Origin of the sequence: Pseudovibrio sp. Ad13, assembly GCF_001623225.1 — a bacterium.
Taxonomy (GTDB): domain Bacteria; phylum Pseudomonadota; class Alphaproteobacteria; order Rhizobiales; family Stappiaceae; genus Pseudovibrio.
Genome location: NZ_LMCC01000001.1, coordinates 114,197 through 139,489 on the forward strand (window position 1 = coordinate 114,197; position 25,293 = coordinate 139,489).

Annotated in this window: 26 protein-coding genes; 12 read left to right on the forward strand and 14 right to left on the reverse strand. The window is 51.2% G+C overall.

The annotated features are described in order from the left end of the window. Positions 1-10: 10 nt before the first annotated feature. A complete protein-coding gene (locus PsAD13_RS00575; RefSeq protein ID WP_063316999.1) occupies positions 11-949 on the reverse strand; it encodes a LysR family transcriptional regulator in 939 nt (312 codons plus the stop codon). Between the two features lie 106 nt (positions 950-1,055). Between PsAD13_RS00575 and PsAD13_RS00580 the strand changes: the two genes are divergently transcribed. After that, a complete protein-coding gene (locus PsAD13_RS00580) occupies positions 1,056-2,036 on the forward strand; it encodes an MBL fold metallo-hydrolase (RefSeq protein ID WP_063317000.1) in 981 nt (326 codons plus the stop codon). A gap of 38 nt (positions 2,037-2,074) precedes the next feature. Here the strand turns inward: PsAD13_RS00580 and PsAD13_RS00585 are convergent, their stop codons facing one another. Both PsAD13_RS00585 and PsAD13_RS27515 read right to left on the reverse strand, forming a co-directional pair. Beyond that, positions 2,075-2,644 carry an SH3 domain-containing protein gene (locus tag PsAD13_RS00585; RefSeq protein WP_208980972.1) on the reverse strand — a complete coding sequence of 190 codons (570 nt, stop codon included), beginning with the start codon at positions 2,642-2,644 and terminating at the stop codon, positions 2,075-2,077. Between the two features lie 28 nt (positions 2,645-2,672). Then, positions 2,673-3,113: a hypothetical protein gene (locus PsAD13_RS27515; protein ID WP_153040659.1), complete on the reverse strand. Its 441-nt coding sequence runs from the start codon at positions 3,111-3,113 to the stop codon at positions 2,673-2,675. A gap of 240 nt (positions 3,114-3,353) precedes the next feature. Here PsAD13_RS27515 and xth point away from each other — a divergent pair, with 240 nt between their 5' ends. After that, a complete protein-coding gene (xth, locus tag PsAD13_RS00590; RefSeq protein WP_193777014.1) occupies positions 3,354-4,157 on the forward strand; it encodes an exodeoxyribonuclease III in 804 nt (267 codons plus the stop codon). A 71-nt stretch (positions 4,158-4,228) separates the two neighbouring features. Here the strand turns inward: xth and PsAD13_RS00595 are convergent, their stop codons facing one another. Continuing rightward, a complete protein-coding gene (locus PsAD13_RS00595) occupies positions 4,229-5,203 on the reverse strand; it encodes an NADPH:quinone oxidoreductase family protein (protein ID WP_063317001.1) in 975 nt (324 codons plus the stop codon). Positions 5,204-5,373: 170 nt separating this feature from the next. Here PsAD13_RS00595 and PsAD13_RS00600 point away from each other — a divergent pair, with 170 nt between their 5' ends. The 7 genes from PsAD13_RS00600 (at position 5,374) to PsAD13_RS00630 (ending at position 11,499) form a co-directional block, all read left to right on the forward strand. Next, positions 5,374-5,934, forward strand: coding sequence for an RNA methyltransferase (locus tag PsAD13_RS00600; RefSeq protein WP_057463558.1), 561 nt, complete (start codon positions 5,374-5,376; stop codon positions 5,932-5,934). Positions 5,935-6,546: 612 nt separating this feature from the next. Further along, positions 6,547-7,026, forward strand: a complete 480-nt coding sequence (locus PsAD13_RS00605; protein WP_063286442.1) for an invasion associated locus B family protein — start codon at positions 6,547-6,549, stop codon at positions 7,024-7,026. A gap of 296 nt (positions 7,027-7,322) precedes the next feature. Then, positions 7,323-8,585 (forward strand): 23S rRNA (adenine(2503)-C(2))-methyltransferase RlmN, encoded by a 1,263-nt coding sequence (gene rlmN, locus PsAD13_RS00610; protein ID WP_153040827.1) that lies wholly within the window; start codon positions 7,323-7,325, stop codon positions 8,583-8,585. 137 nt (positions 8,586-8,722) lie between these two features. Next, the gene (locus PsAD13_RS00615; protein WP_063317002.1) at positions 8,723-9,841 is read left to right on the forward strand and encodes a hypothetical protein; all 1,119 of its coding nucleotides are present in this window, start codon (positions 8,723-8,725) and stop codon (positions 9,839-9,841) included. 106 nt (positions 9,842-9,947) lie between these two features. Continuing rightward, positions 9,948-10,463 (forward strand): metal-dependent hydrolase, encoded by a 516-nt coding sequence (locus tag PsAD13_RS00620; RefSeq protein ID WP_063317003.1) that lies wholly within the window; start codon positions 9,948-9,950, stop codon positions 10,461-10,463. After that, positions 10,460-11,005: a hypothetical protein gene (locus tag PsAD13_RS00625; RefSeq protein ID WP_063317004.1), complete on the forward strand. Its 546-nt coding sequence runs from the start codon at positions 10,460-10,462 to the stop codon at positions 11,003-11,005. Before PsAD13_RS00620 ends, PsAD13_RS00625 begins: the two co-directional genes overlap by 4 nt. A gap of 182 nt (positions 11,006-11,187) precedes the next feature. After that, complete coding sequence (locus tag PsAD13_RS00630) at positions 11,188-11,499, forward strand: TM2 domain-containing protein (RefSeq protein WP_057460745.1); 312 nt, start codon at positions 11,188-11,190, stop codon at positions 11,497-11,499. A 146-nt stretch (positions 11,500-11,645) separates the two neighbouring features. On the opposite strand, the gene PsAD13_RS00635 is transcribed toward PsAD13_RS00630, so the two are convergent. Both PsAD13_RS00635 and PsAD13_RS00640 read right to left on the reverse strand, forming a co-directional pair. Beyond that, positions 11,646-14,105, reverse strand: a complete 2,460-nt coding sequence (locus PsAD13_RS00635) for a cation-translocating P-type ATPase (protein WP_208986353.1) — start codon at positions 14,103-14,105, stop codon at positions 11,646-11,648. A gap of 145 nt (positions 14,106-14,250) precedes the next feature. Continuing rightward, complete coding sequence (locus PsAD13_RS00640; protein WP_063317006.1) at positions 14,251-14,697, reverse strand: MarR family transcriptional regulator; 447 nt, start codon at positions 14,695-14,697, stop codon at positions 14,251-14,253. Between the two features lie 94 nt (positions 14,698-14,791). On the opposite strand from PsAD13_RS00640, the gene PsAD13_RS00645 reads away from it, so the two are divergent. Then, positions 14,792-15,313 (forward strand): cytochrome b/b6 domain-containing protein, encoded by a 522-nt coding sequence (locus PsAD13_RS00645; RefSeq protein WP_063286115.1) that lies wholly within the window; start codon positions 14,792-14,794, stop codon positions 15,311-15,313. 15 nt (positions 15,314-15,328) lie between these two features. On the opposite strand, the gene folK is transcribed toward PsAD13_RS00645, so the two are convergent. From folK to PsAD13_RS00665, 4 genes are all read right to left on the reverse strand, one after another. After that, a complete protein-coding gene (gene folK / locus PsAD13_RS00650) occupies positions 15,329-15,820 on the reverse strand; it encodes a 2-amino-4-hydroxy-6-hydroxymethyldihydropteridine diphosphokinase (protein WP_057460749.1) in 492 nt (163 codons plus the stop codon). Beyond that, the gene (gene folP / locus PsAD13_RS00655; RefSeq protein WP_063317007.1) at positions 15,820-16,641 is read right to left on the reverse strand and encodes a dihydropteroate synthase; all 822 of its coding nucleotides are present in this window, start codon (positions 16,639-16,641) and stop codon (positions 15,820-15,822) included. Before folP ends, folK begins: the two co-directional genes overlap by 1 nt. A gap of 133 nt (positions 16,642-16,774) precedes the next feature. Continuing rightward, positions 16,775-18,010 carry a multidrug effflux MFS transporter gene (locus PsAD13_RS00660; RefSeq protein WP_063317008.1) on the reverse strand — a complete coding sequence of 412 codons (1,236 nt, stop codon included), beginning with the start codon at positions 18,008-18,010 and terminating at the stop codon, positions 16,775-16,777. A gap of 173 nt (positions 18,011-18,183) precedes the next feature. After that, positions 18,184-19,011, reverse strand: coding sequence for an AraC family transcriptional regulator (locus tag PsAD13_RS00665; RefSeq protein WP_275078110.1), 828 nt, complete (start codon positions 19,009-19,011; stop codon positions 18,184-18,186). Positions 19,012-19,302: 291 nt separating this feature from the next. On the opposite strand from PsAD13_RS00665, the gene PsAD13_RS00670 reads away from it, so the two are divergent. Beyond that, positions 19,303-19,683 carry a hypothetical protein gene (locus PsAD13_RS00670; protein ID WP_152986549.1) on the forward strand — a complete coding sequence of 127 codons (381 nt, stop codon included), beginning with the start codon at positions 19,303-19,305 and terminating at the stop codon, positions 19,681-19,683. 309 nt (positions 19,684-19,992) lie between these two features. Continuing rightward, positions 19,993-21,813, forward strand: a complete 1,821-nt coding sequence (gene typA / locus PsAD13_RS00675; protein WP_057460772.1) for a translational GTPase TypA — start codon at positions 19,993-19,995, stop codon at positions 21,811-21,813. A gap of 50 nt (positions 21,814-21,863) precedes the next feature. Here the strand turns inward: typA and PsAD13_RS00680 are convergent, their stop codons facing one another. The 4 genes from PsAD13_RS00680 to PsAD13_RS00695 all read right to left on the reverse strand — a co-directional run bounded on the left by PsAD13_RS00680 (position 21,864) and on the right by PsAD13_RS00695 (position 25,222). Continuing rightward, positions 21,864-22,469 (reverse strand): TetR/AcrR family transcriptional regulator, encoded by a 606-nt coding sequence (locus PsAD13_RS00680; protein WP_063317009.1) that lies wholly within the window; start codon positions 22,467-22,469, stop codon positions 21,864-21,866. 2 nt (positions 22,470-22,471) lie between these two features. Continuing rightward, a complete protein-coding gene (locus PsAD13_RS00685; protein ID WP_063317010.1) occupies positions 22,472-22,912 on the reverse strand; it encodes a hypothetical protein in 441 nt (146 codons plus the stop codon). A gap of 147 nt (positions 22,913-23,059) precedes the next feature. Further along, a complete protein-coding gene (locus PsAD13_RS00690) occupies positions 23,060-24,004 on the reverse strand; it encodes a sterol desaturase family protein (RefSeq protein ID WP_063317011.1) in 945 nt (314 codons plus the stop codon). Between the two features lie 609 nt (positions 24,005-24,613). Continuing rightward, complete coding sequence (locus tag PsAD13_RS00695) at positions 24,614-25,222, reverse strand: superoxide dismutase family protein (RefSeq protein ID WP_208980712.1); 609 nt, start codon at positions 25,220-25,222, stop codon at positions 24,614-24,616. Positions 25,223-25,293 lie beyond the last annotated feature (71 nt).

The window sequence follows — 25,293 nt, forward strand, 5'->3', positions numbered from 1 at the left end:
ACCAGAATACTTAGGCTGGTTGGGCAAGCTGCACTGGCTTTTGCCCAACCAGTCGTATTCCAGCAACATCCCGAAACCGCTCAATCATCGCATCAATAAAGATCTCGGTTTTTCGCGTTACAGCTTCGCGTGAAGGGTAGACAAGATAGACCGGCTTCTCTTCGCACTGATAGTCCGGAAGCAGCCGTTGCAGTTGCCCCGTTGCTTCAAAATCTCGCATCATGAACAGCGGCATACGCGTAAATCCAACCGAATTCAACAAGGCCTGCACCATCACTTGAGGGTGCCCAGCGACAAACTCAGATTGCAAAGCAACCACATGCCTTTGCCCATGCCTGAACAGATCCAGCGAACTGACCAGCTTCTCGTTTCTGTACTGAATGTAGTTGAGTTCCGACAAGGCTTCAGGCGTCTGCGGCACACCATGCTTTGCAAGAAAGTCCGGACTTGCTGCCAAACACGTTTCAACAATCGCAATTTTTCTGGAAATCCCAGAAGTATCGCCAGTAACGCCCGTACGGATCGCCAGATCGATACCGGCTTGGACAACATCAATCAGGTCGTCGTCCATTTTTATTGAGACAGAAAGATCAGGGTATTGTTTGCGAAGATCAAAGATAAGCGGTGTTATGATATCAGCGCCCATGGGCTGAGAAACCGAAACAACTAGAGAACCGCTTTCTGCTGCTGCTTGGTCCTGCACCTCTTCAAACATCAAAGCACTCTGACGCAACATCTTTTGCGCATGCTCATAAACTATTTTTCCGGCAGCCGTCGTTTTAACGCCCTTGTTGGTACGAAAAACAAGTTCCTGCCCAACCTGCGCTTCAAGCAGGTTCAGCTGCTGGCTCATTGCTGGCTGGCTGATATGGCGTTGACGTGCACCACCGCTCAACGACCCATTGTCGATGACGCGAACAAAACTCTCCAGCAAATTCAGAAGATCCATAACTGCCCCATAAGCACTGCTTATATCCAAGATAAGACTTGGCCCTCTGCACTTCCAGTATCAACCCCACAATATTGCTCCCATGCTTGTAAATGAGGAGCCTTTCATGACACTTTCCCGCCGATCTTTTTTATCCGCAGCCGCGTCTCTTGCTGGCGCAGGTGCAGTTGCCCCAGCAATGTCATCTATTGCGCTCGCAGCGGCGCCTAAAATTGGAACACAGGTTCCCGGCATCTATCGCTTCTCGGTAGGAGACATTGAAGTTACAGCAATTCTGGACGGACACTTGGGATTAGATCCGTCATTGGTCGTTGGGTTTGACCAGAAGGTAGCGCAGGAAACTCTAAAGCAAAATTTCCTCAGCCCCAATACGCAGGACATGTCTATCTCTGTAAACGGATATCTCATTAATACGGGCGACAAACTGGTGGTAGTTGACACCGGCACCGCAGACTTAATGGGTCCAACACTTGGCCGCTTCCATCAAAACCTGAAAGCAGCAGGCTATAACGCCTCTGATGTAGATGCCGTAGTTCTCACCCATCTGCACATCGACCACGTCGGTGGGCTGGTTTCCAAATCAGGAGAAAAGCTCTTCCCGAACGCTGAGTTCATCGTCCATGAGGTCGAATACAACTTCTGGCATGATGAAGGAACACGCTCAAAGTTCCCCAAAGATCTCCAGCATTTCATCGATCTCGCTCAAAATGTGTCAAAGCCCTACCAAAACCGCAAAACACTCATCAGCAAAGATGGTGAATTCATCAAGGGGCTGGATGCTGTCTTCCTTCCCGGCCACACACCCGGACATATGGGCATCCGCATTCACTCCAATAATGAGGAAGTGCTAATCTGGGGCGACACGATCCACTCCATCGGGCTCCAGTTCGCCAATCCGGATTGGACAATCGCCTTCGACGTAGATCAGGATGCAGCTCGCCAGACACGGCGGAAAATACTGGATCGGGTTTCAGCAGATAGAACACCAGTCGTCGGCATCCACCATGACTTCCCTGGTCTCGGGCATGTTCGCAAAGCCGGAAATGCCTTTGAATACCACGAAGTCAGCTGGCAGCATAAGCTATAGAGAAACAGGAGCTCACGAGACACCTCGTGAGCTCTCTTCTATTGGGCAGGCGACAACGGCGTCGCTGGAATGGACGGTGGCGCAATTGGCTGAGCTGGTGTTAACGGGATAGATGGCCGTATTGGCGGAGCAATCGGCTGAGCAGGCCTGATTGGGACAGCAGGCACCTCAATCGGACGAGAAGGCTGCAACGGGTAAGCGGGAATTTCATGCCGCGGGCGCGGATATGGACGCCAACGCGGATAACGCGGGTAGATTGGATAGCGTCGATAGACAAACGGCAGCCCCACATACGGCGCTACATAAGGGAGCGTACGGGAATAGTGCGGCCCCTCAACTCCATATCGAATATATCTGGCAGAAACCCACCCCGGAGCACCTCGGAATGTCAAATCACACCACGAACCGTTCTTGGTGCAGTAATTGATGAAAACCACGCCACCTGCCGGAATTGTCGTAATGACAGGATATCTGGTTCCAGGCCCTGTCCTCATGTTTACACCATTCGTGGTGTATCCGGCATGCCCACGCTGCGCAAAGGCGGCATTGGAATAGATAAGAACAGCCAGAAGCACGAGACCGGCAATCACCCAGGCCAAAATTTTCATAAAACTGCCCTCCAGCCTCTCTAAGGTGCTATCGCCCATAAGAAGGGCCTCCATAGGACGGTCCACTAAATCCAGGTGAACCAGGCGATCCCGGTGAAGGAGGCAATCCTGTAATCGGAGGAGCCGCAGGCAGAGGACCGGAAGGCCCCGGCAGAGGTGGCGGCAAAGACCCCGGACGCGCAGACCCTGCAGGATAAGCTCCCGGAGGCGGGTTAAACTGCGAGTGATCCGCATCCCGATCCGTCGGCAAATAAGGCTGCGCTTGCCCCGGTCTCAAACTATCTCCCGGTTCAACCGGACGATCTAGAGGTTTGATGGGCGGGATAATATTACTGCGCTCATTGAACTGAACCTGCTGAAATCCGGGATAGTCAACGGACCCTGAACGCGTAGACAAGCTGTTTGCACTCACAGATTGAGCCACGACACCTGCTGCGAGACAACAGCCTACAAGCATTGCGTATTTCATTTGACCCTAGTCCTAATTGCAGGCTGGCCAAAACCAACAGCCAGCATAATTAAGAGAAGACTGCCACCAAGGGGCTAACAACGTGCACTGACAAAACATCGGGTTTTAGAAGCAATTTATGTCTTGCTTTGAAGAATATAACGTGAACAAATTCGCAGTTCACATCAGTTTTTCTAGCCAGAACCCCGCCTAAGCCTTAGGTTTGAGGTATGATTCTCCAAAGCAGGTAAACACGCCCCCATGACGAACCGCCTCAAGATTGTAACGTGGAACATTAACTCAGTCCGCCTCCGCCTTCCTATTGTCGAGAAAATGTTACTGGACCACGCCCCAGACGTTTTGTGCCTGCAGGAAACAAAGTGTCCGGATGGAAGCTTCCCAACAGCTGCAATCAATAAGCTTGGCTATCGTCATGTAGAGGTACACGGCCAAAAGGGTTACCACGGCGTAGCCTTTCTCTCACGCGTGCCACTGGAAAATATTGAGCGCAAAGAATTTTGCGAGATGGGCGACACCCGCCATATCGCCGCAGATGTTGCCTTTAATGGCGGTAAAATCCGCATCCATAACTTCTACGTCCCAGCAGGCGGCGATGTACCGGACCCTGAGGTCAACGACAAGTTCGCTCACAAGCTCAAGTTCCTCGATGAAATGGAAAGCTGGTTCAAAGGCTTCGACGGCCAGTCAGTCGTCGTCGGCGACCTGAATATCGCACCTTACGAAAACGATGTCTGGTCTCACAAGCAACTCATCAAAGTCGTCTCTCACACACCGCTGGAATGCCAGCGCCTTGAAGATGTTCGCGAAGCTGGCAACTACGTAGATACCATGCGCAAGCACATGCCGATGGACGAGAAGATTTACACCTGGTGGAGCTACCGTGCCAAAGACTGGTCAGCCTCCAACAAAGGCCGCCGTCTCGACCATGTCTGGATGACCCCGGAGACAGCACAGCACACCAAAGACGTCCAGATTATCCGTGACGCACGCGGCTGGGAAAAACCATCCGACCACGCACCAGTCATGGCTATGCTGGAAGTCTGATCTCACGAAGTCTGGCTTACAACTTGACGATGAAAAGCGGGAGCATCTCCCGCTTTTTCCGTATCTATCCATCAAGGAATGAGCAGCACTTTGCCTTTGGCTCTGCGGCTGGAGATTTCCTCCAATCCCAGAGCAATGTCTTCCAGCGGATATTCCGCATGGATATGCGGCTTCAGTTTTCCATCAGCCACCCATTGGAACAGTTGCTCGCAATCCTTGTGATGCTCCTCAGGCTCACGAACCACTGCCTCCCCCCAGAACACGCCCAGAACGTCACAGCCTTTCAGCAGGGTAAGGTTTGCAGGTATCTTTTGGATCGTTCCAGAGGCAAATCCAACAACCAGATAACGTCCACGCCATCCCGTAGCGCGCAAGGCATCATCAGCATGATCCCCGCCTATGACGTCATAGACCACCTCAAGCCCTTTACCATCCGTTAGATCCTTCAGCTTCTGTTTCAGACCACCCTCAGAATAGTTGACCAGAACATCAGCGCCGCAAGCTTTTGCGTGAGCAAGCTTATCTTCCGAAGACGCGCAAGCAATCACCCGGGCCCCCATCAGCTTTGCAACCTCCACAGCCGCCTGTCCTGCTCCGCCAGAAGCACCTAACACTGCAACCGTCTCCCCCGCCTGTAACCGCGCCCGACTACGAAGGCCGTGAATAGCCGTTCCGTAAGTGATCAAAAGTCCAGCTGCATGCTTGAGCGAAACCTCATCCGGCACCTGCACAAGTTCATGCTCAGGAGCAACATATAGCTCTCTTGCAGCTCCCCATTTCGCGTAGGAGGCCACCCGATCCCCAACCTTGAACCGTGAAACACCATCACCGACGGCTTCAACAATGCCCGCCATCTCACCTGAGGGCGAAAACGGAAGCTCCGGCTTAAACTGATACTTCCCTTGAATGATCAATGTATCGAAGTAATTGAGTGCCGCCGCTTTCACACGAACCAACACCTCTCCAGCTCCAACATTCGGGTCGTCCAGTTCTCGAATGACCAGATCATCCGGCCCCCCAAGTTTTTCGCAGATAACAGCTTTCATAAAATGTGGCCCTCTCTCTGACCTCCAAAATTACACGGGCATTCACAAAATCTCAAAGCCGTCTTTGGTGCCATTTTGCGATTAAAACACCCATACATGCCGCTACACTTGCGGGAACACCACAGTTGGAGGTATGAAGCGCACAACATCAACAACGAGAAAAACTGGGCATGCGCGGTTATTTTGCTATTGGCTCTGAAGGGCTTTCAAAATCCATGAATGTTGGCACGCTGATGCGTACTGGTCATGCATTCGGAGCAAGTTACTTTTTTACAGTCGACGCGCACATCAAAAGCCTTGGCAAAGCAATGAAGGCTGATACCTCCAAGAGCCCGGACCACTTGCCCTACTTCGCCTGGAACTCGGTTGATGAGATGCAATTCCCGCGTGGCTGTAAAATGGTGGGGGTTGAGCTCACCGACGATGCGATCGAGCTTCCAAGCTTCGGACATCCGTTGCAAGCAGCTTATATACTCGGGCCAGAACGTGGGTCTCTGTCACAAGAGATGCAGGATCGCTGCGATTACATCGTCAAAATCCCAACCAAGTTTTGCTTGAATGTTGGTGTAGCCGCCGCTCTGGTCTTGTATGACCGCTATATGGCACACGGAAAGTACGCTGAGCGCTCTCTCACTGCAGGCGCCCCGAAAGATCCATTACTGGAACATATTCACGGCGCTCCAATTTTCCGAACCGGTCGAAAGGTTCCCGGCTTCGACAGCAACTCATGAGTGATTCGAAATACGGTTGCCATTTCTGATACATACTCTGAAACGGCAACCTTTATTTCTCACCATAGCAAATGCCTTGTATAAATTTTTAAGGTATTTCCCTTTCCACACCCAGTCTCTTTCACATTACAAATTCGTAATTCTTTGAGGCTCCACACTTCGCATTTTCTCTCAATCTGTGCACACTATGTGGAAAGGTGCCCATATTTTTTACTGGGTAAAATGCCGCTAATTAGTTTGAAAACATGCCGGAAAATCTGAGCTTTTAAAGGCGATTAGCCCTTATTTACTAGCGCGTTAAATACAACCGAAAATCAACTTGCATATCTACTGTCTTCGATCACTTAAAACAGAAATTCATTAGTGGCTTTACGCTTGATATTATGGCTGTGCGTGCCACACTCCCGCCAGATTTCTGATGGCAGCATTCATAGAGCGGTTCAAAGGCAAATAATTTTTTGCCTCTGTAAAAACAGGGTATCAACCCTTTTGTAACCATCTTTAAAGTAACCCTAACATTAAGTTTTATGGGTTTTCGCACAGAATCTCAGATTTTGTCGTACGCAACGCGGTTTGGAGAAGATGCAAGCACGTATCCTGATAACTGCCTTTATGGCTCTTGGTATCTCGGGCGCGACTGCAAATGCGCAGTCTCCTGCCCTCTTGAAAGAAAACAAGGATTGGGCAACTTACACCTTTAACACCCAGAGCGGTGGTAAGGTGTGTTATGCCATTTCCGCACCAACACAGTCACTGCCGACTGATAGAAACCATGGAGAGGTCTTCTTCTTCGTTTCTACCCGTCCAAGTGAAGGCGTTGCCAATGAACCAAGCTTTATAGTGGGTTATCCATTTAAAGAAGGCTCCTTGGTCACGACCAATGTTGATGGTCAGCAGTTCACCATGTTCACCAAAGGTGACGGCGCATGGGTTCAGAACGCTGCGGAAGAAAAGCGTTTGGTTGACGCAATGAAAGCAGGCAGTTCCATGTCTATTTCTGGTCAGTCCGCACGTGGCACCCAAACTTCCTACAAATTCTCTTTGAGCGGCATCACTGCTGCTGTCAGAGACGCATCCAGCGCCTGCCAATAAGGTTCTGATGCCCGAAATTGTTTGAATTTACAGAGATCTCTTGCCTGCGCCAGCTTGCCGCCACGCAATTTGAGATCTGGGATGTTCAAACTAAGCGATTTCGGCTATAAGCGTGCCGAATACGTAGGCGGTTGCTGCTAGCGACCGCCTCTCGCATTTTTAGCAGCGAGCAACGGGTATACATAACCTGTTATTTTTCCTGCTGAATCGTATTGCCGAAAAGTGAGGCACATTTTTCGGGTTTGAATACGCAAAGAACATAAGCTTAAAGCCAAGCATCTAAGAAAAACTGGTGAATGACCATGGCGGTATCGTTAGACATCGCGCACAAATCCGCTGATCCGGCGGCAACCAGCGCAGCAAACCCTTCTCCTGCAACCATTCCTGTGCAGGAAGAAAAGCCATCTCTGATCGGCTTAAACCGTGAAGAGCTAGGCAATGCCCTTGCTGCAGTTGGAGTCCCTGAGCGCCAGATCCGCATGCGCGTCAACCAGCTGTGGCACTGGCTCTATGTCCGGGGCATTTCCGATTTCGGCAAAATGAGCAATGTCTCAAAAGACCTGCGCACTAAGCTGGAGTTTGCCTTTACCATTGCCCGTCCGGAGATCGTCACTGAACAGGTCTCCGTTGATGGCACCCGTAAATGGCTGTTCCGCTTTCCATCACGCGGTGCTGGCAAGCCGGTTGAAGTCGAAACCGTCTACATTCCGGAAGAAGATCGCGGCACGCTCTGCATCTCCTCCCAGGTCGGCTGTACCCTCACCTGCACGTTCTGCCACACCGGCACACAGAAGATGGTTCGCAACCTGACAGCTGAAGAGGTCCTTGCGCAGCTCATGCTCGCGAAAGATCGCCTCAACGACTTCCCGGATGCAGATTCTCCGGAAGGTGGCTTGGATGCATCCACATCCAACCGTCGCCGCATCACCAACATCGTGATGATGGGCATGGGCGAGCCGCTTTATAATTTCGAGAACGTCAAGAAAGCACTTCTGATCGCCTCTGATGGAGACGGCCTGTCCCTCTCCAAGCGCCGCATCACCCTGTCGACATCTGGTGTAACGCCAGAGATAGCACGCACAGGTGATGAAATCGGCTGCATGCTGGCAATCTCACTGCACGCTGTGAATGACGAGCTGCGCAACACGCTGGTTCCGATCAACAAGAAGTACAATCTGGAAACACTGCTGCAGGCATGTCGTGATTATCCCGGCCTGTCCAACGCAAAACGCATCACCTTCGAATACGTGATGCTGAAGGGCGTAAACGACAGTCTGGAAGATGCAAAGAAACTGGTTCAGTTGCTCAAAGGCATCCCGGCAAAGATCAACCTGCTGCCATTCAACCCATGGCCAGGCTCTCCCTATGAGTGCTCCGATTGGGAACAGATCGAAGAGTTTGCAGATGTTGTGAACCGCGCAGGCTATGCTTCTCCAATCCGCACACCACGCGGCCGCGATATCTTCGCAGCCTGCGGCCAGCTGAAGTCAGCATCCGAGCGTCTTCGTAAATCTGAACGTGAAGCGCTGGAAAAAGCACAGGCTCAAGGCGACGCCTAAGCAAAATAAAGCAAGATTACAAAAAGAAGGCCGGCGTTTGTCTGAAACGCCGGCCTTCTTTGTCTCGTTCACTTCATATGCATAGAGTTTGAATATCGTGCCCCTCAGGACGGAGCGATAGATTGGACATAGATGCAATGACCGAGAAAGCACATTCCTCACAAAAGAACGCCACAACCACCGGCATGAAGGGCGAGGGTTTTTACAACAAGAACTCAACACCACAACAAGCCACGATTGCATATGTGTATCCATGGCTGCATGAAGCCATTGCTAGCCTGCCAATACCAAACGACGGCTCTCTCCTGCGTTTTGTAGATTATGGATGCTCTGAAGGCGCAAACTCAATGCAGATCATGGCGCAGCTCACTGAAGCTGCCAGACAGCGCGGTTCCAACTCGATCCAGACAATCCATAGCGATCTGCCTAGCAACGATTACTCCACTCTGCTTGACGCCATCGGCAACCGTGCCCAGTCACCCTACACCGATCCAACTGTTTTCGGCAGCATTGTAGGTGGTTCCATGTTCAACCAGCTTCTGCCTCCCGGCTACACGCATCTGGCCACATCCTTCAACGCCACGGTGTTCCTCTCTGAGCGCCCGTTGGAGCGTCTCCCCAATTACGTTATGCCCAACGGCCCGAGCCTCGCTAACGAGAGAGGCTCAATTTCAGCACAGGATAAAGAAGTCTTCGAGAAACAGGCTGCTTATGATCTGGAAACATTTTTGAAGGCACGGGCAAATGAGCTTGAGCCCGGCGGCAAACTCCTGCTGCAAACTGTCGGCAGAAATGAACATGTCTCAACCGCAGACGGGATCGTGAACTTATTCAATCTGTCTTTGCTCGATCATGTCGCCAACGGTTCAATCTCTCAGGACACCTACGAGCGCTACTATCATCCTGTCTATATACGCAGCTTGGAGCAGCTCACAGCACCCGTAAAACCCGAAAGCGGCTCGCTATCTCACCTGTTCACCATAGACAAAGCAGAATGCTACGAAACACCTGTCCCCTTTGTTGAGCAGTACAAACAAGACAACGACGCATCAGCCTACGCAAACCAGATGGTGAACTTCTACCGCGCCTTCACTGAAGCTCCACTACAGGCCGCTCTCTCAGGCACACCAAACCTCAGCGAGCTCCTCGACAGCATCTATGCCCGAGGCGAAGTGCGCGTCCGCGAGGCTCCACACCTCTACGACTTCCACTTCATCAGCGTAGCCATGCTGCTGACCAGAACAGAGAACAGCTGAAACCCAATCGTTTATGCGAGTCAGCGTGTTTTGCGCGATCATCACAAACTCTCGCCACAGTCATGATTGAAGCTTCTCAGAACTTCATAGTCTATTGGTTTCAATCATGTTTATTGCCCATTTGCCCGCCGGCTATCTACTCGGAAAAGCGGCAACTAAATACCTTGGTCAAAAATCCAAACAGCTCATCATTTGGACTTCAATTGGCAGCGTCTTGCCTGACGCTGACATGCTTTATTTCTATCTCATAGACAATCAGAGCACCCATCACCGGCACTATCTTACTCACTGGCCAATGACATGGATGATGCTTATTGCCCTGTCTGCCGTGCTTTTGCATCGGAACTTCCGTGTTGGTGTCATTCCGCTTGGCCTTGGTATGGGCGGCCTATTACATATGCTCCTTGATAGTGTGGCTGCTGCCGTGTTCTGGCTTGCACCATTTTCCAAACTTCAAGTTGAACTGGTCAAAATTCCAGCTATCTATGACAACTATATTTGGAGCTTCATATTGCACTGGACATTTGCATTTGAAATCCTCATTTGCTCAGTAGCTCTTGGTGTATTCTGGGCGAGCCGTTTTCCTAGACACCAGAGACAGATGCAAAGGACTGCACAATGATCGACGGAACCAAGCTCTTCATCCAGCTGCTCCGGATTGCTCTTGGTTTCTCACTCGCAATCATTGCGGCGGGCCTGTTTTTATCCTGGGGCTTTTTCAGAACTTTGAGCGTTCATGGTGGACCAGAGGCTGACATTATTCAGTTACTGGTGATCACATGGAGTACCATCATCTCTGCAAGCGCGATTGGCGCGCTCTCTCTCATCCCAAGCGGCTTCGCAATTGGCTTTGCAGAACTCATGAAATGGCGCGGCGTTATCTACCACGTATCCGCAGGTGGTATTATCGCGCTGGTACTTTGGGGCATTGGCGGTGCTCTTCCAACCGACCTGTTTTATGCATCCAGCGAGACGGGCAGTATCATCGCCTATTCAACATCAGGAACCACAGTCCCAACACCCGCCTCCGAAGGCTTCCGCCCCGGCTCATCCATCGCCGCATCAGCCGGATTTATCGCAGGTTTTATCTACTGGATTATTGCTGGTCGAGAGTCAGGCGGATGGCGGATCAATAAACCCTCTTCTCCGCAAGCCTCTCGTTAAGGCAGTCATTTCACCTCTCAAATGACGAGACCTCCAATTTCCAACCCCCTCTAACAACTAAGTAATTTAACAGACGAAAAGATACCGATATAAACCTTGCAGATTGCAATTCAAAAGATATAAGAGCTACTTCTTCGATCAAGAATTTGCACCCGCACAACTGTGCAATTGAAAGGTGAATTATGAACAAAGCAAATTACTTTATGCAGTTGAAAGCACTGAGAGATAACATCCCAGCTGAAAAACAGTCTGACTTTGATGTGATGTTTGCAGGCAGAGAAAAGAACCCTGTTGTAGCACTCGTGCTTGGCCTGTTCCTCGGCAGCTTTGGCATCGACCGTTTCTACACCGGTCAGATCGGCCTTGGAATCCTTAAACTCATCACACTCGGTGCACTCGGCATCTGGACGTTGATCGATTGGTTCCTGATTATGGGTGCTGCGCGCAACAAAAACATTCAGATCGCAAATGAAACTGCGCTCTACATAAAGTAAGAGATCAAAAGCCGAGGCAAACCACCTCGGCTTTTCTTTTACAGCGTATCTCCAAAAAGTGGAAACCGGTTTTCGGATAAAGATACGCAAAAACAAAGGCTAAAGCAGTTCATGTGTTTCGACTTAAATGCGAACTGCTTTAGCAATTACGCTTTGTCCTTCAGCAACCGCAAAGCGTTGGTCACCACAATCAACGTGGCTCCCACATCACCCAGGATCGCTGCCCAGAGGCTGGCGAAGCCCATCGCGGTGAGCACCACCAGAATACCCTTCACGATAAACGCAAATGCGATGTTCTGATGAATGATCTGGAGCGTCCGCTTGGAATGGTGAATGAGCCACGGCAAGCGGGAAAGATCATCTTTCATCAACGCGATATCAGCGGTCTCAATAGCAGCATCAGAACCAATCGCGCCCATCGCAATGCCAAAGCTGGCTCGTGCCATGGCAGGCGCATCATTCACACCATCGCCGATCATCGCAACTGTCTCATATTCATGAGAGAGCTGCTCAACGGCTGCGACCTTATCTTCCGGCAGCAACTCGGCACGCACCTCATCAATACCGACAGAGGATGCAACACGTTCAGCGGTCGCCTTATTATCACCAGTCAGCATAACCAGCTTCACAACGCCTGCTTTATGCAGCTGAGACACAAGCTCTTCTGCCGTATCGCGAACGGTATCAGCCAGGGCAATCAATCCGCAGACATGCGCGTCAGTTCCAACTGCAACAACAGTCTTCCCTTCAGCTTCTAATTCACGCGCCTTCGCATCGGCTTCACCAATCTCGAAGTCCTTTTCATTCAGGAAACGGCGAGACCCCAGCCAGTAGCTCTTGCCGTTTCGCTGGCCAGAAAGACCACGCCCCGGCAACAACTCAACATTCTCAGCAGCCTGATACTCAACACCATCTTCCTTAGCGCGTGTCAGGATCGCTTCTGCAAGTGGGTGAGAACTTCGAGCTTCCAAAGAAGCAGCACGTGTAAGAAGCTCTTCAACGCTATGACCAGACAACGGATAAACATCAGTCACAGTCGGCAGACCATTTGTAATAGTGCCAGTCTTGTCAAAGGCCAAAGCTTTTAACCGCGCAGGCAATTCAAGGAAAACACCGCCCTTAATCAGCACGCCATTGCGAGCTGCTGAGGTCAAGCCAGCCACGATGGAGACGGGCGTAGAGATAACCAGCGCACATGGGCAGGCAATAACCAGCAGCACAAGTGCACGGTAGAACCAATCCATCCAGGCTGCACCAAACAGCAGAGGTGGAATCGTAGCGAGCAAAATCGCAAGAACCATCACCGCAGGCGTGTAAACGCGGGCAAACTTCTCAACCCACTGCTCTGCTGCAGCACGCCGGGCCTGTGCCTCGCTCACCATACGGATGATGCGGGCAAGCATAGTGTCATCAGCACCCTTGGTTGCTTCTACTTCAAAGCTGCCTTCCCCGTTGATGGTACCAGCATAAACATCATCACCCGCCTCTTTCATCACCGGCACACTTTCACCGGTGATAGGAGCCTGATCGACACTGCCAACACCTTTGCGCACGACGCCATCAAGCGGAATACGGTCTCCACCGCGAACAACAAAAGTCGCGCCAGGCTTCACACTGTTGGCAGGAACGTCTTCTTCACTTCCGTTAGGCTTGAGCAAGCGAACAACGGTTGGGGCAATATCCATAAGCGCTGCAACAGCTTTACGCGCCCGCCCAACACTCCAGCTTTCCAGATAAAGCGAGAGAGAAAACAGGAAGGCAACCGTCGCACCTTCAAACCACTCTCCAATGCCGATAGCACCAGCGACAGCAACCAGCATCAGCAGGTTCATATCAGGCCGCAACGTCTTGAGCGCATACCATCCCTTAGGCGCCACCAACCGCAATCCTGCGACGATGGCGAGCATATACAGAACCTCTACCGGCCCGGACGGCACGGACTGGAAGACACTAAACACATCCGTAGAGTTGGTGCTGGAGAAAAACAAAACCGCCTGAACAACAAGCGCAATTGCCCAGAACAAGCCACTGGCAACTGTAAATGTACCAAGGCGCCGATGCTGCTTTGCACGTGCATCCGCTGCTTCTTGTTCAATGAACAGAGCAGCCTTCATGCCTGTTGTATCAACCGCCTTGATGATCTTCTCATCAGCGACGTCGCGAGCAACAGGAGAGACGATCATTTTGCCGTTCAAAACATCAAACGCGAGGTATTCAGGATCACCAACAACAGGCCCAACAACACGGCGAAGAATTCCCATCTCCTCCGCGCAGCACAGCCCCTCAACCCGGAAAGAACGTGCGCCCTTCCAGTTGGTTACATCGGGAATAGCCGCTTCACTCTGACTGGAACACCCGCAACCTGTATGGGCATGTATATGCGTATGCTCATGCTCTCTAGCAGAACTGCAGCAATCATCTTCAGAGCTATCATGATCGGAGGAGCAGCAAGAGGTCTCGTTCTCTTGAACAGCACTGTTACCAGAACAGCAGGAACCCTCAGTATCCTGAGGCAGCACCGCTTTGTTAGAACAGCAGCTTTTCGTGGTTTGATCTTCGATCTCTCCCGGAGAGAGTTTCTGGCCTCGATCTTCCGCGTTGGACATGATCCACTCCATGCAATTTCTTCATTGCAAGAGAAGATAAGACCTCTAGTCGCTATAGCTTCAAGAGCAAAATGCAAATTCTATGAATTTTCTTTTCGAAGGCCCCTGCTGTTTTGACAGAGAACGCTAGCATCAGGTTCAGATTTCACGACTTTCTGGATTTTACCCGAACGCTTTTGAGCATACGCTCCAGCATTGGGAGCAACTGTTCCTTCTCAGTTTCGGTCAAATCTGACAGCAAAATCCCATTCACATGCTTGTACATATCAATCAGATGAGACAGTCCCCGCCCTTTCTCCGTGAGATGGATTTTTACCGACCGCTTGTCATCCTCAACAGCACTACGACTGACCAGCCCCTTGCTCTCCATGCGGTCCAGCAAACGAGAAAGCGCAGCTGTCTTCTTGCTTGAATACTCCGAAAGCTCCGAGACGTTCAGTCCATCTTGCCGCCACAATGCAGAAAGCACGACCCACTGCGCCAGAGAAATATCGTGCGGACGTAAGTAGTCCTCAGCCAAGTTGCAAGCTGCTTCAGACAAGGTGTTCAGCAGTCGCCCCATAGAGGGCAGATATGAGGGGGTCTCGGTCATCGAATTCCTGAATATTTTGATCTCATTATATTATTGACATCTAATTTACATGTAAACTAAAATAACTACATTCCTATCGCCAAAGGTAAGCCCAATGTCATCACCACAAAAATATAGCCGCCCGACAATCATCCTTCATTGGTTGTTCGCCGTCACCATCATTGCTGTGTTCATTTTGGGAAAAGTTCTCGAAGGAAGCGCAATCTCGCCTGAAAAGCTCAATATCTTCATGGCACATGCAGGGCTAGGCGCTCTGACAGGCCTGTTCCTGGTCTATCGCATCGTCCTGTTGATCAAGCATGCACGTCCAAAACCAGATCCCAATTGGGGCATCGTCATGATCAGCTTATCCAAGCTGGTCCACTTGCTCCTCTACCTCGCGCCCCTGGCTCTGGTCATCTCCGGCATGAGCATGTCTCTGTTTGCAGGCCTCATGGAACTTGCGATGGCAGGAGACTGGCAAGCCTGGCCAGAAAACATCACCATCCCGCCAGCCGCAATCCATGGCTACGCAGCCCCGATCTTGCTTGCATCATTTGCGCTGCACGTCATCGCAGCGCTGTATCATCAACTGGTACTGAAAGATAATCTTGTCGCCAGAATGAAAACGGCCTGATCAAAGACAAGGCATCTACAGCTTGTAGATGCCTTCTTTCTCTCCGCAGGTTTCCAACGCTTCTGCGGCGGTTCGTCCGTCCAGCAGCGGCGCCTCCGGCCAGATCTCAGCAAGCGGAATAAGCACAAAGGCACGCTCGCCCATGCGCGGATGAGGCACCTGAAGTCCCTCTTCCTCAACGCTTGCATGATCATAGATCAGAAGATCAATATCAATCGTCCGCGGGCCCCAGCGCACATCACGCACACGGCCCAACTGCTTCTCAACATCAAGACCGGCATTCAACAGCGCACGCGGAGAAAGAACCGTCTCCACGGTAATGCAACAATTGCGGTAGTCATCCTGCGGTACAGGCCCCCAAGGCGGGGTCCGGTAATCAGATGATTTCTGCAAAACTGAGATTCCGTCGACGGCATTCAATGCGGCCACTGCACCGTCGATATTCGCTTTTGTATCGCCAAGATTTGAGCCCAAACCTAGAGCTGCAACAATTTTTTCTTGTGTCATTATTGGCTGCTGCCTAGTTCCTTCATCGCCTGGAAGATCCGTACTGCATCCACGTGCGGTTTCACATCATGAACTCGCAGGATCTGTGCTCCGTTTTGCAGAGCCAGCGTATGTACTGCAAGCGACCCAGCCATACGCTCTGGCGCTTCATTATTCAACACATATCCAACCATCCGCTTGCGAGAAGCTCCCGCTAGGACAGGACGACCGAATTTCCGAAGTTCTGAGAGCCGGCTCAGGATCTGATAGTTCTGCTGAAGAGTTTTGCCAAACCCAAAACCGGGATCAAGAATCTGATGTTCTTCCGGTATGCCAGCATCAGAGGCCAGCTTGAGGGATCTCTCAAAAAAGCGGTCGATATCACTCATGATATCCAGCTGCTCATCCACCTCTGTGCGGTTATGCATCATAATCACCGGCACACCAGCATCTGCCACAGCACTGGCCATCTCAGGGTCTTTCTGCAGACCCCAAACGTCATTCACGATATGCGCACCGGCCCTACAAGCCTCAGCAGCAACTCTCGCCTTATAGGTATCAATGGAAATCAGCACCGGCAGTTCTTTGATCAGCTCAAGAACCGGCAAAACACGCTCCAGCTCATCCTGCTCCTGAACAACCGTCGCTCCGGGCCGTGTGCTCTCGCCGCCAACATCAATGATGTCAGCACCTTCAGCAAGCATTTCAGTCGCGTACGCCAACGCCACTGCTGGCGCATCAAACTGGCCGCCATCAGAAAAGCTGTCTGGAGTTACATTCAATATGCCCATGACGAGCGGACGCTGAGAGCTTTCCAGCAATCCATGATCAAACTCTGCCATAAGGGTTCCCTCCCAATTTCTGGCCCCTCATAGCCTCCCATCGCCTTTGTTTCCAGCAAAAATCAAAAGACCTTTTCTAATTGCTACAAGATATGGCCGATATTTACTGCATGGTGATCAAATCAGCGTGCTTTTAAGGACTGACAGACTGTTCTTCCACGTCTCGTTTTTTTACCGGCAACACAAACAGGAACAACGCGAGAAAGGCCATGCCTGGCATCACAACGCCCAGAGCGGTCACAGGATCAGGCACAACAATCGCGGTAACCAAACTTCCCAGAAAACCACCCGCCATTTGCATGAAGCCCATCAAAGCAGAAGCGGCCCCTGCAATCTTGGGAAACGGCTCCATTCCCCGCATAGAGAGAGCTGGCAGGGCCATTGAAGCGCCAAAAGCAAACACACCAATCGGGATCATGATGCTCAAAAAGCTCAGGTATTCGAGCTGTGTGACTGTAAACAACGCCAATCCACCCAAGCCGCACAAAATCAGCGCAGGCCCAAGAAGCGCCTCGGTACTGAACCGCCGTAAGAGCAAACGGGTAGCTACTCCACCAGCAAAGAACGACCCTGATTGAAGCACCATCCCCATACCGAATTGCAAAGGCGTCAACCCAAGCCGCTCAATCAAAACAAACGGCAAGACCGTCGAGAGCGTATAGATTACGCCAATAGTAAATCCGAGGATCAGCGAGGGCTGCATGAACTCAAAAGACCTCAGCAGCGTCCAATAAGAAGACGCCATCTGTCTCGGACGAATAAGCTTCACATCTCGGTGGGAATTGGTTTCCGGCAAAACGGTGAGCGTTAACAGCAGGATGAACCCGGCATAGATCACCATCAGAATAAAGATCGCCTGCCAGCCAAACGCGCTGAGCGTTAAAGCACCAATTGTCGGAGAGATAGCAGGCCCGATCCCCAGCATCACGGCCAGCAAGTTCATAATCCGTGCACCAGCCTCACCAGAAAACTGATCTCGCACAATCGCGCGCGCCACCGCAATTCCACTGGACGCACCGATCCCTTGTATCAGCCGGCCAAGCAGCAGCATTTCAATGTTCGGCGCCAGCCACGCCAAAAGGCTGCCGAGCAAATACAAGCTGAAGAACCCGAGAATGACAGGACGGCGCCCAAACGCATCAGAAAGAGGCCCACACAACAGCTGCGCCAGCGTGAAGCCTGCAAAATAAACGGTCAGTGTCAACTTAGCGACAGCTGCCGTCGTCCCAAACACCTCCGCCAAAGTCGGCAGAGCAGGCGTATAAAGCGCCATGGAAAGCGGGCCAATCGTCACCAGCAACGCGCCGATGACAGCCGTACGACCAGCCGAGAGCTTATGCTCTGTGTGTGTACCCGTTGCCTTATTCATTCCCGAACCCCAAGGCAAGGCACTGAGCTATCCCGTATGCGCTTCACCAGTTTTATTGATAATCATCAGATGCGCGGCAACTCTAGGAAAATTGCGTAGAGCGCACAACGAAAAACACGCGCCCTCCTTTCAGAGTGCGCGTGTCAAAAACCTATAAGCGAGCACATTATGCGTTACGCTAAAACACGAAACTTCGCAGCTTCCTGAGTTGGAGAGCTGCCAAAGAACCGCTTGAACTCACGGCTGAACTGTGACGGACTTGCATAACCAACCCGATAAGCAGCCTGACTGGCGCTCATGTTCTGGCTCAGCATCATAGACCGCGCCTTATGCAAGCGGATCGATTTAACATACTGCAGCGGAGAAAGACCGGTGGCACCTTTAAAGCCAGCATGGAAAGCAGAAATGCTCATACATGCCATCTTCGCCATTTGGTCTACGCTGAGATTTGTTGAGAAATCCTCGTGCAACACTTGAAGAACTCGCGCAATCCCTTGAGACTTCTCACTATTCTGGAACAGCACCCTCAGGCTCGCACCGTACTCGGACTTGAGCACGTGGTACAAAAACTCGCGATAGTACCCATCAGCGAGAATTTTAGTTTGTTCTTCGCTATTTAGCGTCTGCATCAGGCGACAAACAGAAAACAATGCCTCTTCAGACAGATGCGCTGGTCGACCGAGCGTTTCGCCATACTCAAACTCGAGAGGCTCTTGCTCGATAAGCAGCATCAACTCTGCCAAGACATTGATATCGATCGCCAAATTGACCGCATAGAGAGGCTTCTCAGGAGACGCTTCTACAATCTCAATCTCAAGCGGGATCGGAGAGACGAGCGCGGCATAGCTTTGCTGGGAATAGAGGAAACTCTGACTACCCAAATGGCCTCTGACCAGACCCTGAAAAACGATACGAATGCTTGGTGAATACATAACAGCGCGAGGCTTTGTCGCCGTTGTCATGCGAATCACTTCGACACATTCATGTCTGGTTGCACTCACACCCTCGCTTTGAGCGAGTGGGGCAAACCATTCTTCTAACCACTGTTGGGTTGCAAATTGCATTGGTTTTCCAACAACTTTTGGGATTACGCGCACAGGGGGTATTCTATTGTCTTTTAATCACCCACCACGAATAAGTTGGTGTAAATATTGGGGATTGCAATACCCAATATTGCGATATTGAATGGTATTAGATTGCCATATTCCTTTTTGTAGTCAAGCGACTGTCTTCGGATGGTGCTTACCCATAATTTATTAGTTAGCCTAAGGTCTAAATTAAAGGAGCATTGCTTGCTTTTAGCTGAACTGTCTCACCTTGAACAACAGAAACAGGAGCTGCAAGCAAGCTTTCGCGAACGTGGCTACGCATTTCACCACCAAATCGACACGCCAGGCCGTATCTGGAGAAATTTATTTGCTGAGGCAGAAGAAATCTTTGTCGCTCTCACCTCGGGTATGTCTATAGGCATCAACGGCCAGTTTATCAATCTGGAGCCCTTCGAAGAGTTCTACATCCCTGCCGGAAAAAACTACGATATCGTCGGTCGCTGCCCCGATGAGTGCCAATGGATGCACGCCTACGACCTTGCAGAAGTCGACGTACGCTCCAGACTGGTAAGAAAATCCGGTTTGCTATCTGTCGATGATTACAACTTCATAAATGAAGAGTAAGTGATCTGGCACACTTTTGCACCGAAAGCCTCATATTCTAATATCCGAACGATGACTTATCAGCTAAACAGATGCTGAATTGCGTTCTTTTTCCGGCAAAGTCTATTCAAAAAACCAGGCTCACCAGTAAAAAAGTGAGCTCGACTAAATACTTAGCAGTTTTTTAGCGAGATGGTTTGAATTGACACAAAAATAGGATAGAAGAGCGCATCTTTCATTAGAGAAAAACCAGATTGAAGGAATGGCGTGGATCGGGCACCTCATGATCCTCCCACACGCCGCGACTTCCTATGGCCAGACGGAGCCACCATGAAACTTCGCAATATTGCGATCATCGCCCACGTTGACCACGGCAAGACGACCCTTATTGACGTCTTGTTGAAGCAGTCCGGCGTCTTCCGCGAAAACCAGCGCACCGAAGAACGCATGATGGACTCCAATGACATCGAGCGTGAACGCGGCATCACCATCCTTGCCAAGAACACCTCTTTGGTCTGGAACAACACACGCATCAACATCGTTGACACACCAGGTCACGCTGACTTCGGCGGTGAAGTAGAGCGCATTCTGCATATGGTAGACGGCGTTGTACTGCTCGTAGACGCAGCTGAAGGCCCAATGCCGCAGACCAAGTTCGTACTTGGTAAAGCGCTGAAGCTTGGCCTGAAGCCAATCGTTGCGATCAACAAAATCGACAAGCCAGAGCAGCGCGCTGACGAAGTACTGGACGAAGTGTTCGACCTGTTCGCAGCTCTTGACGCAAACGAAGAGCAGCTCGACTTCCCGGTTGTATATGGTTCCGCCAAGCAAGAATGGATGTCTCTTGAGCCTGCCGGCCCACAAGAATCCATGGCACCACTCTTCGACATGATTCTTGACCATGTAAAAGAGCCAGAATCCGAAGAAGGCGAATTCCGTCTCCTCGCAACAACAATCGAATCTGATCCGTTCCTTGGCCGCATTCTGACAGGCCGCATCGCATCTGGCGTTGCGACCCCGAACATGGCGATCAAAGCGCTGTCACGTGATGGCAGTGTGATCGAAACTGGCCGTATCTCCAAGGTTCTCGCGTTCCGTGGTCTTGAGCGTCAGGCAATTGAAGAAGGCGAAGCAGGCGACATCGTCTCCATCGCTGGTCTGACCAAAGCAACCGTGGCAGACACAATCGTTGCTCCTCAGGTAAGCGAGCCAATTCAGGCACAGCCAATCGATCCGCCAACCCTGTCCATGATGTTCCGCGTCAACGACGGTCCTCTGGCAGGTCAGGAAGGCTCCAAAGTTCAGTCCCGCGTTATCCGCGAGCGTCTGATGAAGGAAGCTGAAGGTAACGTTGCGCTGAAGATCGAAGAAACTGCAGAAGCAGATTCCTTCATCGTTTCCGGTCGTGGTGAATTGCTTCTCGCAATCCTGATCGAAAACATGCGCCGTGAAGGCTTCGAACTTTGCGTAGGTCGTCCTCGCGTTGTTTATCAGGAAGACGAAGCTGGTAAGCGTCTTGAGCCAATCGAAGAAGTTATCATCGACGTTGATGATGAATTCCAGGGGGCTGTTGTTAAAAAGATCACCGAACGCAAAGGTGAGCTTCTTGAAATGCGCCCATCCGGTGGCGGTCGCTCCCGTTTGGTATTCCACGCTCCAACCCGTGGCCTTATCGGTTACCAGGCTGAGCTGATGTCAGACACCCGCGGTTCCGCAATCTTCAACCGTGTGTTCCATGAATATGCACCTTACAAAGGCGCAATTATGGGTCGTAACACCGGCGTTCTGCTGTCCAACGGTCAGGGCGATGCTGTTCCTTACGCATTGTTCAACCTGGAAGACCGTGGCCCAATGATGATTGATCCGGGCACAAAAGTATACCAGGGCATGATCATTGGTGAACACACACGCGGTAACGACCTTGAAGTGAACGTTCTGAAGGGCAAGCAGCTCACCAACATCCGTTCTTCCGGTAAGGACGATGCAGTTAAGCTGACCACCCCAATCAAGCTGAGCCTCGAAGGCGCACTGTCTTACATCGCTGAAGATGAGCTGGTGGAAGTAACCCCAGAATCCATCCGTCTGCGTAAAGCACTGCTGTGCCCGCATGACCGTAAGCGCGCTGAACGTGCATCAAACAAAGCGTCTTAAGACCGCTTACATTGATGAGTTATTTAAGGGAGGGCTTCGGCTCTCCCTTTTTACTTAGGCGATAAGACCTCCCCAAAGGCCTTCAGAAACACAGCTAGTCCCTGCTCAAACTCTTCATCCCCCGGTGCGTCACCAACAACCAACTCTGCCACTTGCGGCAAAAGCTGCGGAAGTGAAAGCGTCCCAAGCAACGCCAGAAACAGGTAGTGTGGTTCCAATGTTGACGGCAACCGCCCCTCTTTTTGCAAGTCAGCCAACACAGCAATCTGTTGCATATAATAAGCTTTCCGCTGGTCGGAATGCACAGGGCGATCACCTTTAAAATCCAACGCTTCCCTCATGAGTAACTTGAAGAAATCAGCATCACCTTTGTTGGCTTGAGACCAGCCTACCAACATCTCTGAAAGATCACCTGAGATACTGGAGCGCGTCTGCTCCCGTTCTTGAAACTGCGCGGTTAAAACAGCTTCAAACAGCAGCTCTTTGGACCCAAAGTGCTTATAAACTAGTGCTTTATTATAGCCTGCCCGATCTGCTACATGCTCCATCCGCACGCCATCAACACCACGGTCGATAAACTCCAGCAAAGCAGCTTTCAAGATATCTGAGCGGCTATTACCTCGCATGGTCGTACGCACTGGATTGGTATGCTTCATAGTCATTCCTCAATGGCATCCAGGTCTTTTCGCATCATTCGAGCGATTCCTAAGAGCTGAAGGCTACCAAACAATGCAACGACGGCTGAAACACCCCAGGCAATCATCCAGCCATCACCGCCCATCACTGTTGGTACAAACATACCCAGCAAGACAGTTCCGATGACCCAACCATAATCACCAAGACTGAACAATGTACCCCATGCTACCGAAGGCCTGCCCTGTTTTCCTTGCCACAACAATGCGCCTGCAAACACAAGCAAACCCAGCCCAACAAAGAGCCAGAGATTGGGGCCCTGCCAGTTTAACGCCGCAGAGACACGGTGAGGCATCCACACCATGACAACACCGCATATGGCAGAGAATATCGCATTGCCCAAAAGAGCCGCGCTCAAAAGACCTGTTGAACCAGTGCCCGATAGATTTCCAGATTCCGTAATCATGGTTCCCTCCAACCATAAGTAACGATACCGTTATTTATGGTTGGTTTCGACCTCAGGTCAACAGCACTCGCCTCAACTCCGCGTGAACAAGAAAAACCCCGACACACGTGTGCACCGGGGTTTTGTACCGATTACATAGAGTTACGGTTACTCAGCAGGTTCTTGCACCTTCTGCTCATCCAGCCCCTCAAGTTCAGCTGTCTTCACCGCCTGCTTCCGTTTCCAATTCGCTTTGGCCTTCTTGGTGGTCATTCGTGAGTTATCAGGCGTCCATCCCGGTGTACGAAACATATAGCCGAGGACATCTCTCAGGGATCTTGCGGTCTTCAAATCCTTAACCATGGCAATCCATTCATGAAACGCCACAATCAGCAGGTTGTTGGTCTCAAGGTTCTTGCCAATCCCGTAGCGCGGTGGGTCCTCTGCAACTTCCGGGCTGAAGGTCCCGAACATCCGATCCCAGATAATCAGCGTCCCCGCATAGTTGGAATCCAGATATCGCGGGTTGGTCGCATGATGGACGCGATGATGGCTCGGCGTGTTAAAGATCCACTCAAACGGCCCCATACGATCAACCAGCTCAGTATGAATCCAAAACTGGTAGAGCAAGTTCCAGGCAGCAACGAAGAAGATCATCTCCGGTTGAAATCCGAGAAGCGCTATGGGCAACCCAAAGATGAACGTCAGCGTGATTGTCCCCGTCCACGTCTGACGCAGTGCCGTTGAAAGATTATACCGCTGAGAAGAATGGTGATTGACATGGCTCGCCCAGAACCACCGATACTCGTGGCCAAAGCGGTGTTTCCAGTAATAGGCCAAGTCATAGAGCACAAAGCAGATCAGGATGGTCCACCAGTTGATAGGAATAGTCTCGATAAGACGATATCCATAAATCCAACTGTGCGCCGCATAAGACATGGATGTGCCTAGTGCGATCCCAGCGATGAGACTCCCAATCCCCATTGCCAGACTGAAAAACGTATCCTTGACTTCATACCCATCAATCCCACGCAGCTTTAAAGCCACACCTTCTACAATCATGAGAATGATAAAAAACGGCACCGCATACGTTATAGGGTCAAAAAACTCCATTGAGATGGCCCTCCCAAACCGAACTCAAAACCCGAAGTGTACCCCACACCCACGGGCAAGTTACCCTTACGGTAACACACTCCTGTATATGTCATCAAACCGGGAGGGCGCCCCCAAGAAACAAGGCTAGAGGGAGCAGAGAACTTCAAAAACTTATCCCCCTGCCCTCAACCCCGCTTATTCTCAGTGTTGTGCTCACGTATTCGGGCAGCTGATGGACCGACCATCAGTGCGGCGTGGGCTGGGCGGGGCTACCGGGCGAAGTAACGCATCACCCGGCGGGTTCGTTGAAACACCCCTTGAAAGTCTTTAGTGCAGGGACCAAGCGGAAGCTGGTCACCCGATGGGCGTCTACACTGGCAGGCGTTTAGCTATCACCGACAATCGCATTTGCTTCTGGCAAGTGTGTGCATCGTTGATGGTGCCTGCTCCCAATGCCTTTCGGAGGAGATCTTGTTTCATACAAAAACGCCCGGGCAAGGCGAGCAGCCAATGCCGAAGAAACTAATTTACTTACAATGCGCAGGCACTGCCTGCTCGCCTTGCTCACCCCCGAACTTTCGGGAACTCATGCTTCAACACTGCTGGTAAAGCCATGCGATGCTAGAACTATTTGCCGTCACTAGGCGTTTCTTCAGGGTAGCTCTGGAAACTATCTGCATTTTGCTTGATCGGTACAATCACCCCACAAGCAATCCGCCCTCCGGCATCACCAGTCGGCTGACTGTGATAGTCGTCCGGATCAGCATGAACAATCAACGCCCTGCCCGGACCACCAATGAGGCTGTCCTTGTCATCAGGAGCCAGGTCTAAGATTTCAGAGAAATACTCGACGACAATCTTTCCATTCTCGGGAACATGAAGATTTGGAAGATCCCCTGCATGCGGACCATCAGGAACTTCAATCCCGTGCTCATGCCCTTCAGGTGCAAAATGACCACCTGCAGCCGAGAAAGTTGGCTCACAAAGACCGGTTTCATGAACATGGAATCCATGCACACCAGCAGGCAAGCCATCAAAAGCCGCAGTAATATGGAGCGTCTGGCTCAAAGTCTCAGTCAACACCACACGGCCAACCTGCTTGCCATCAACGTCTTTCATAATGGCAACGGCAGTCGGCCCAGCGGGCACCTGATCTTCTTTAGAAGCCATCGCAGCAAAACTCGCAACAGCAAACCCGGCTGCAACAACTGCTGCCAATCCACTCAGCTTCATCATCCAAAAACTCCTGAAAGCGCTCTAATCTTTCGCAGAGTATTCAGCGTTGAAGCCACATCAAAATCACTCTT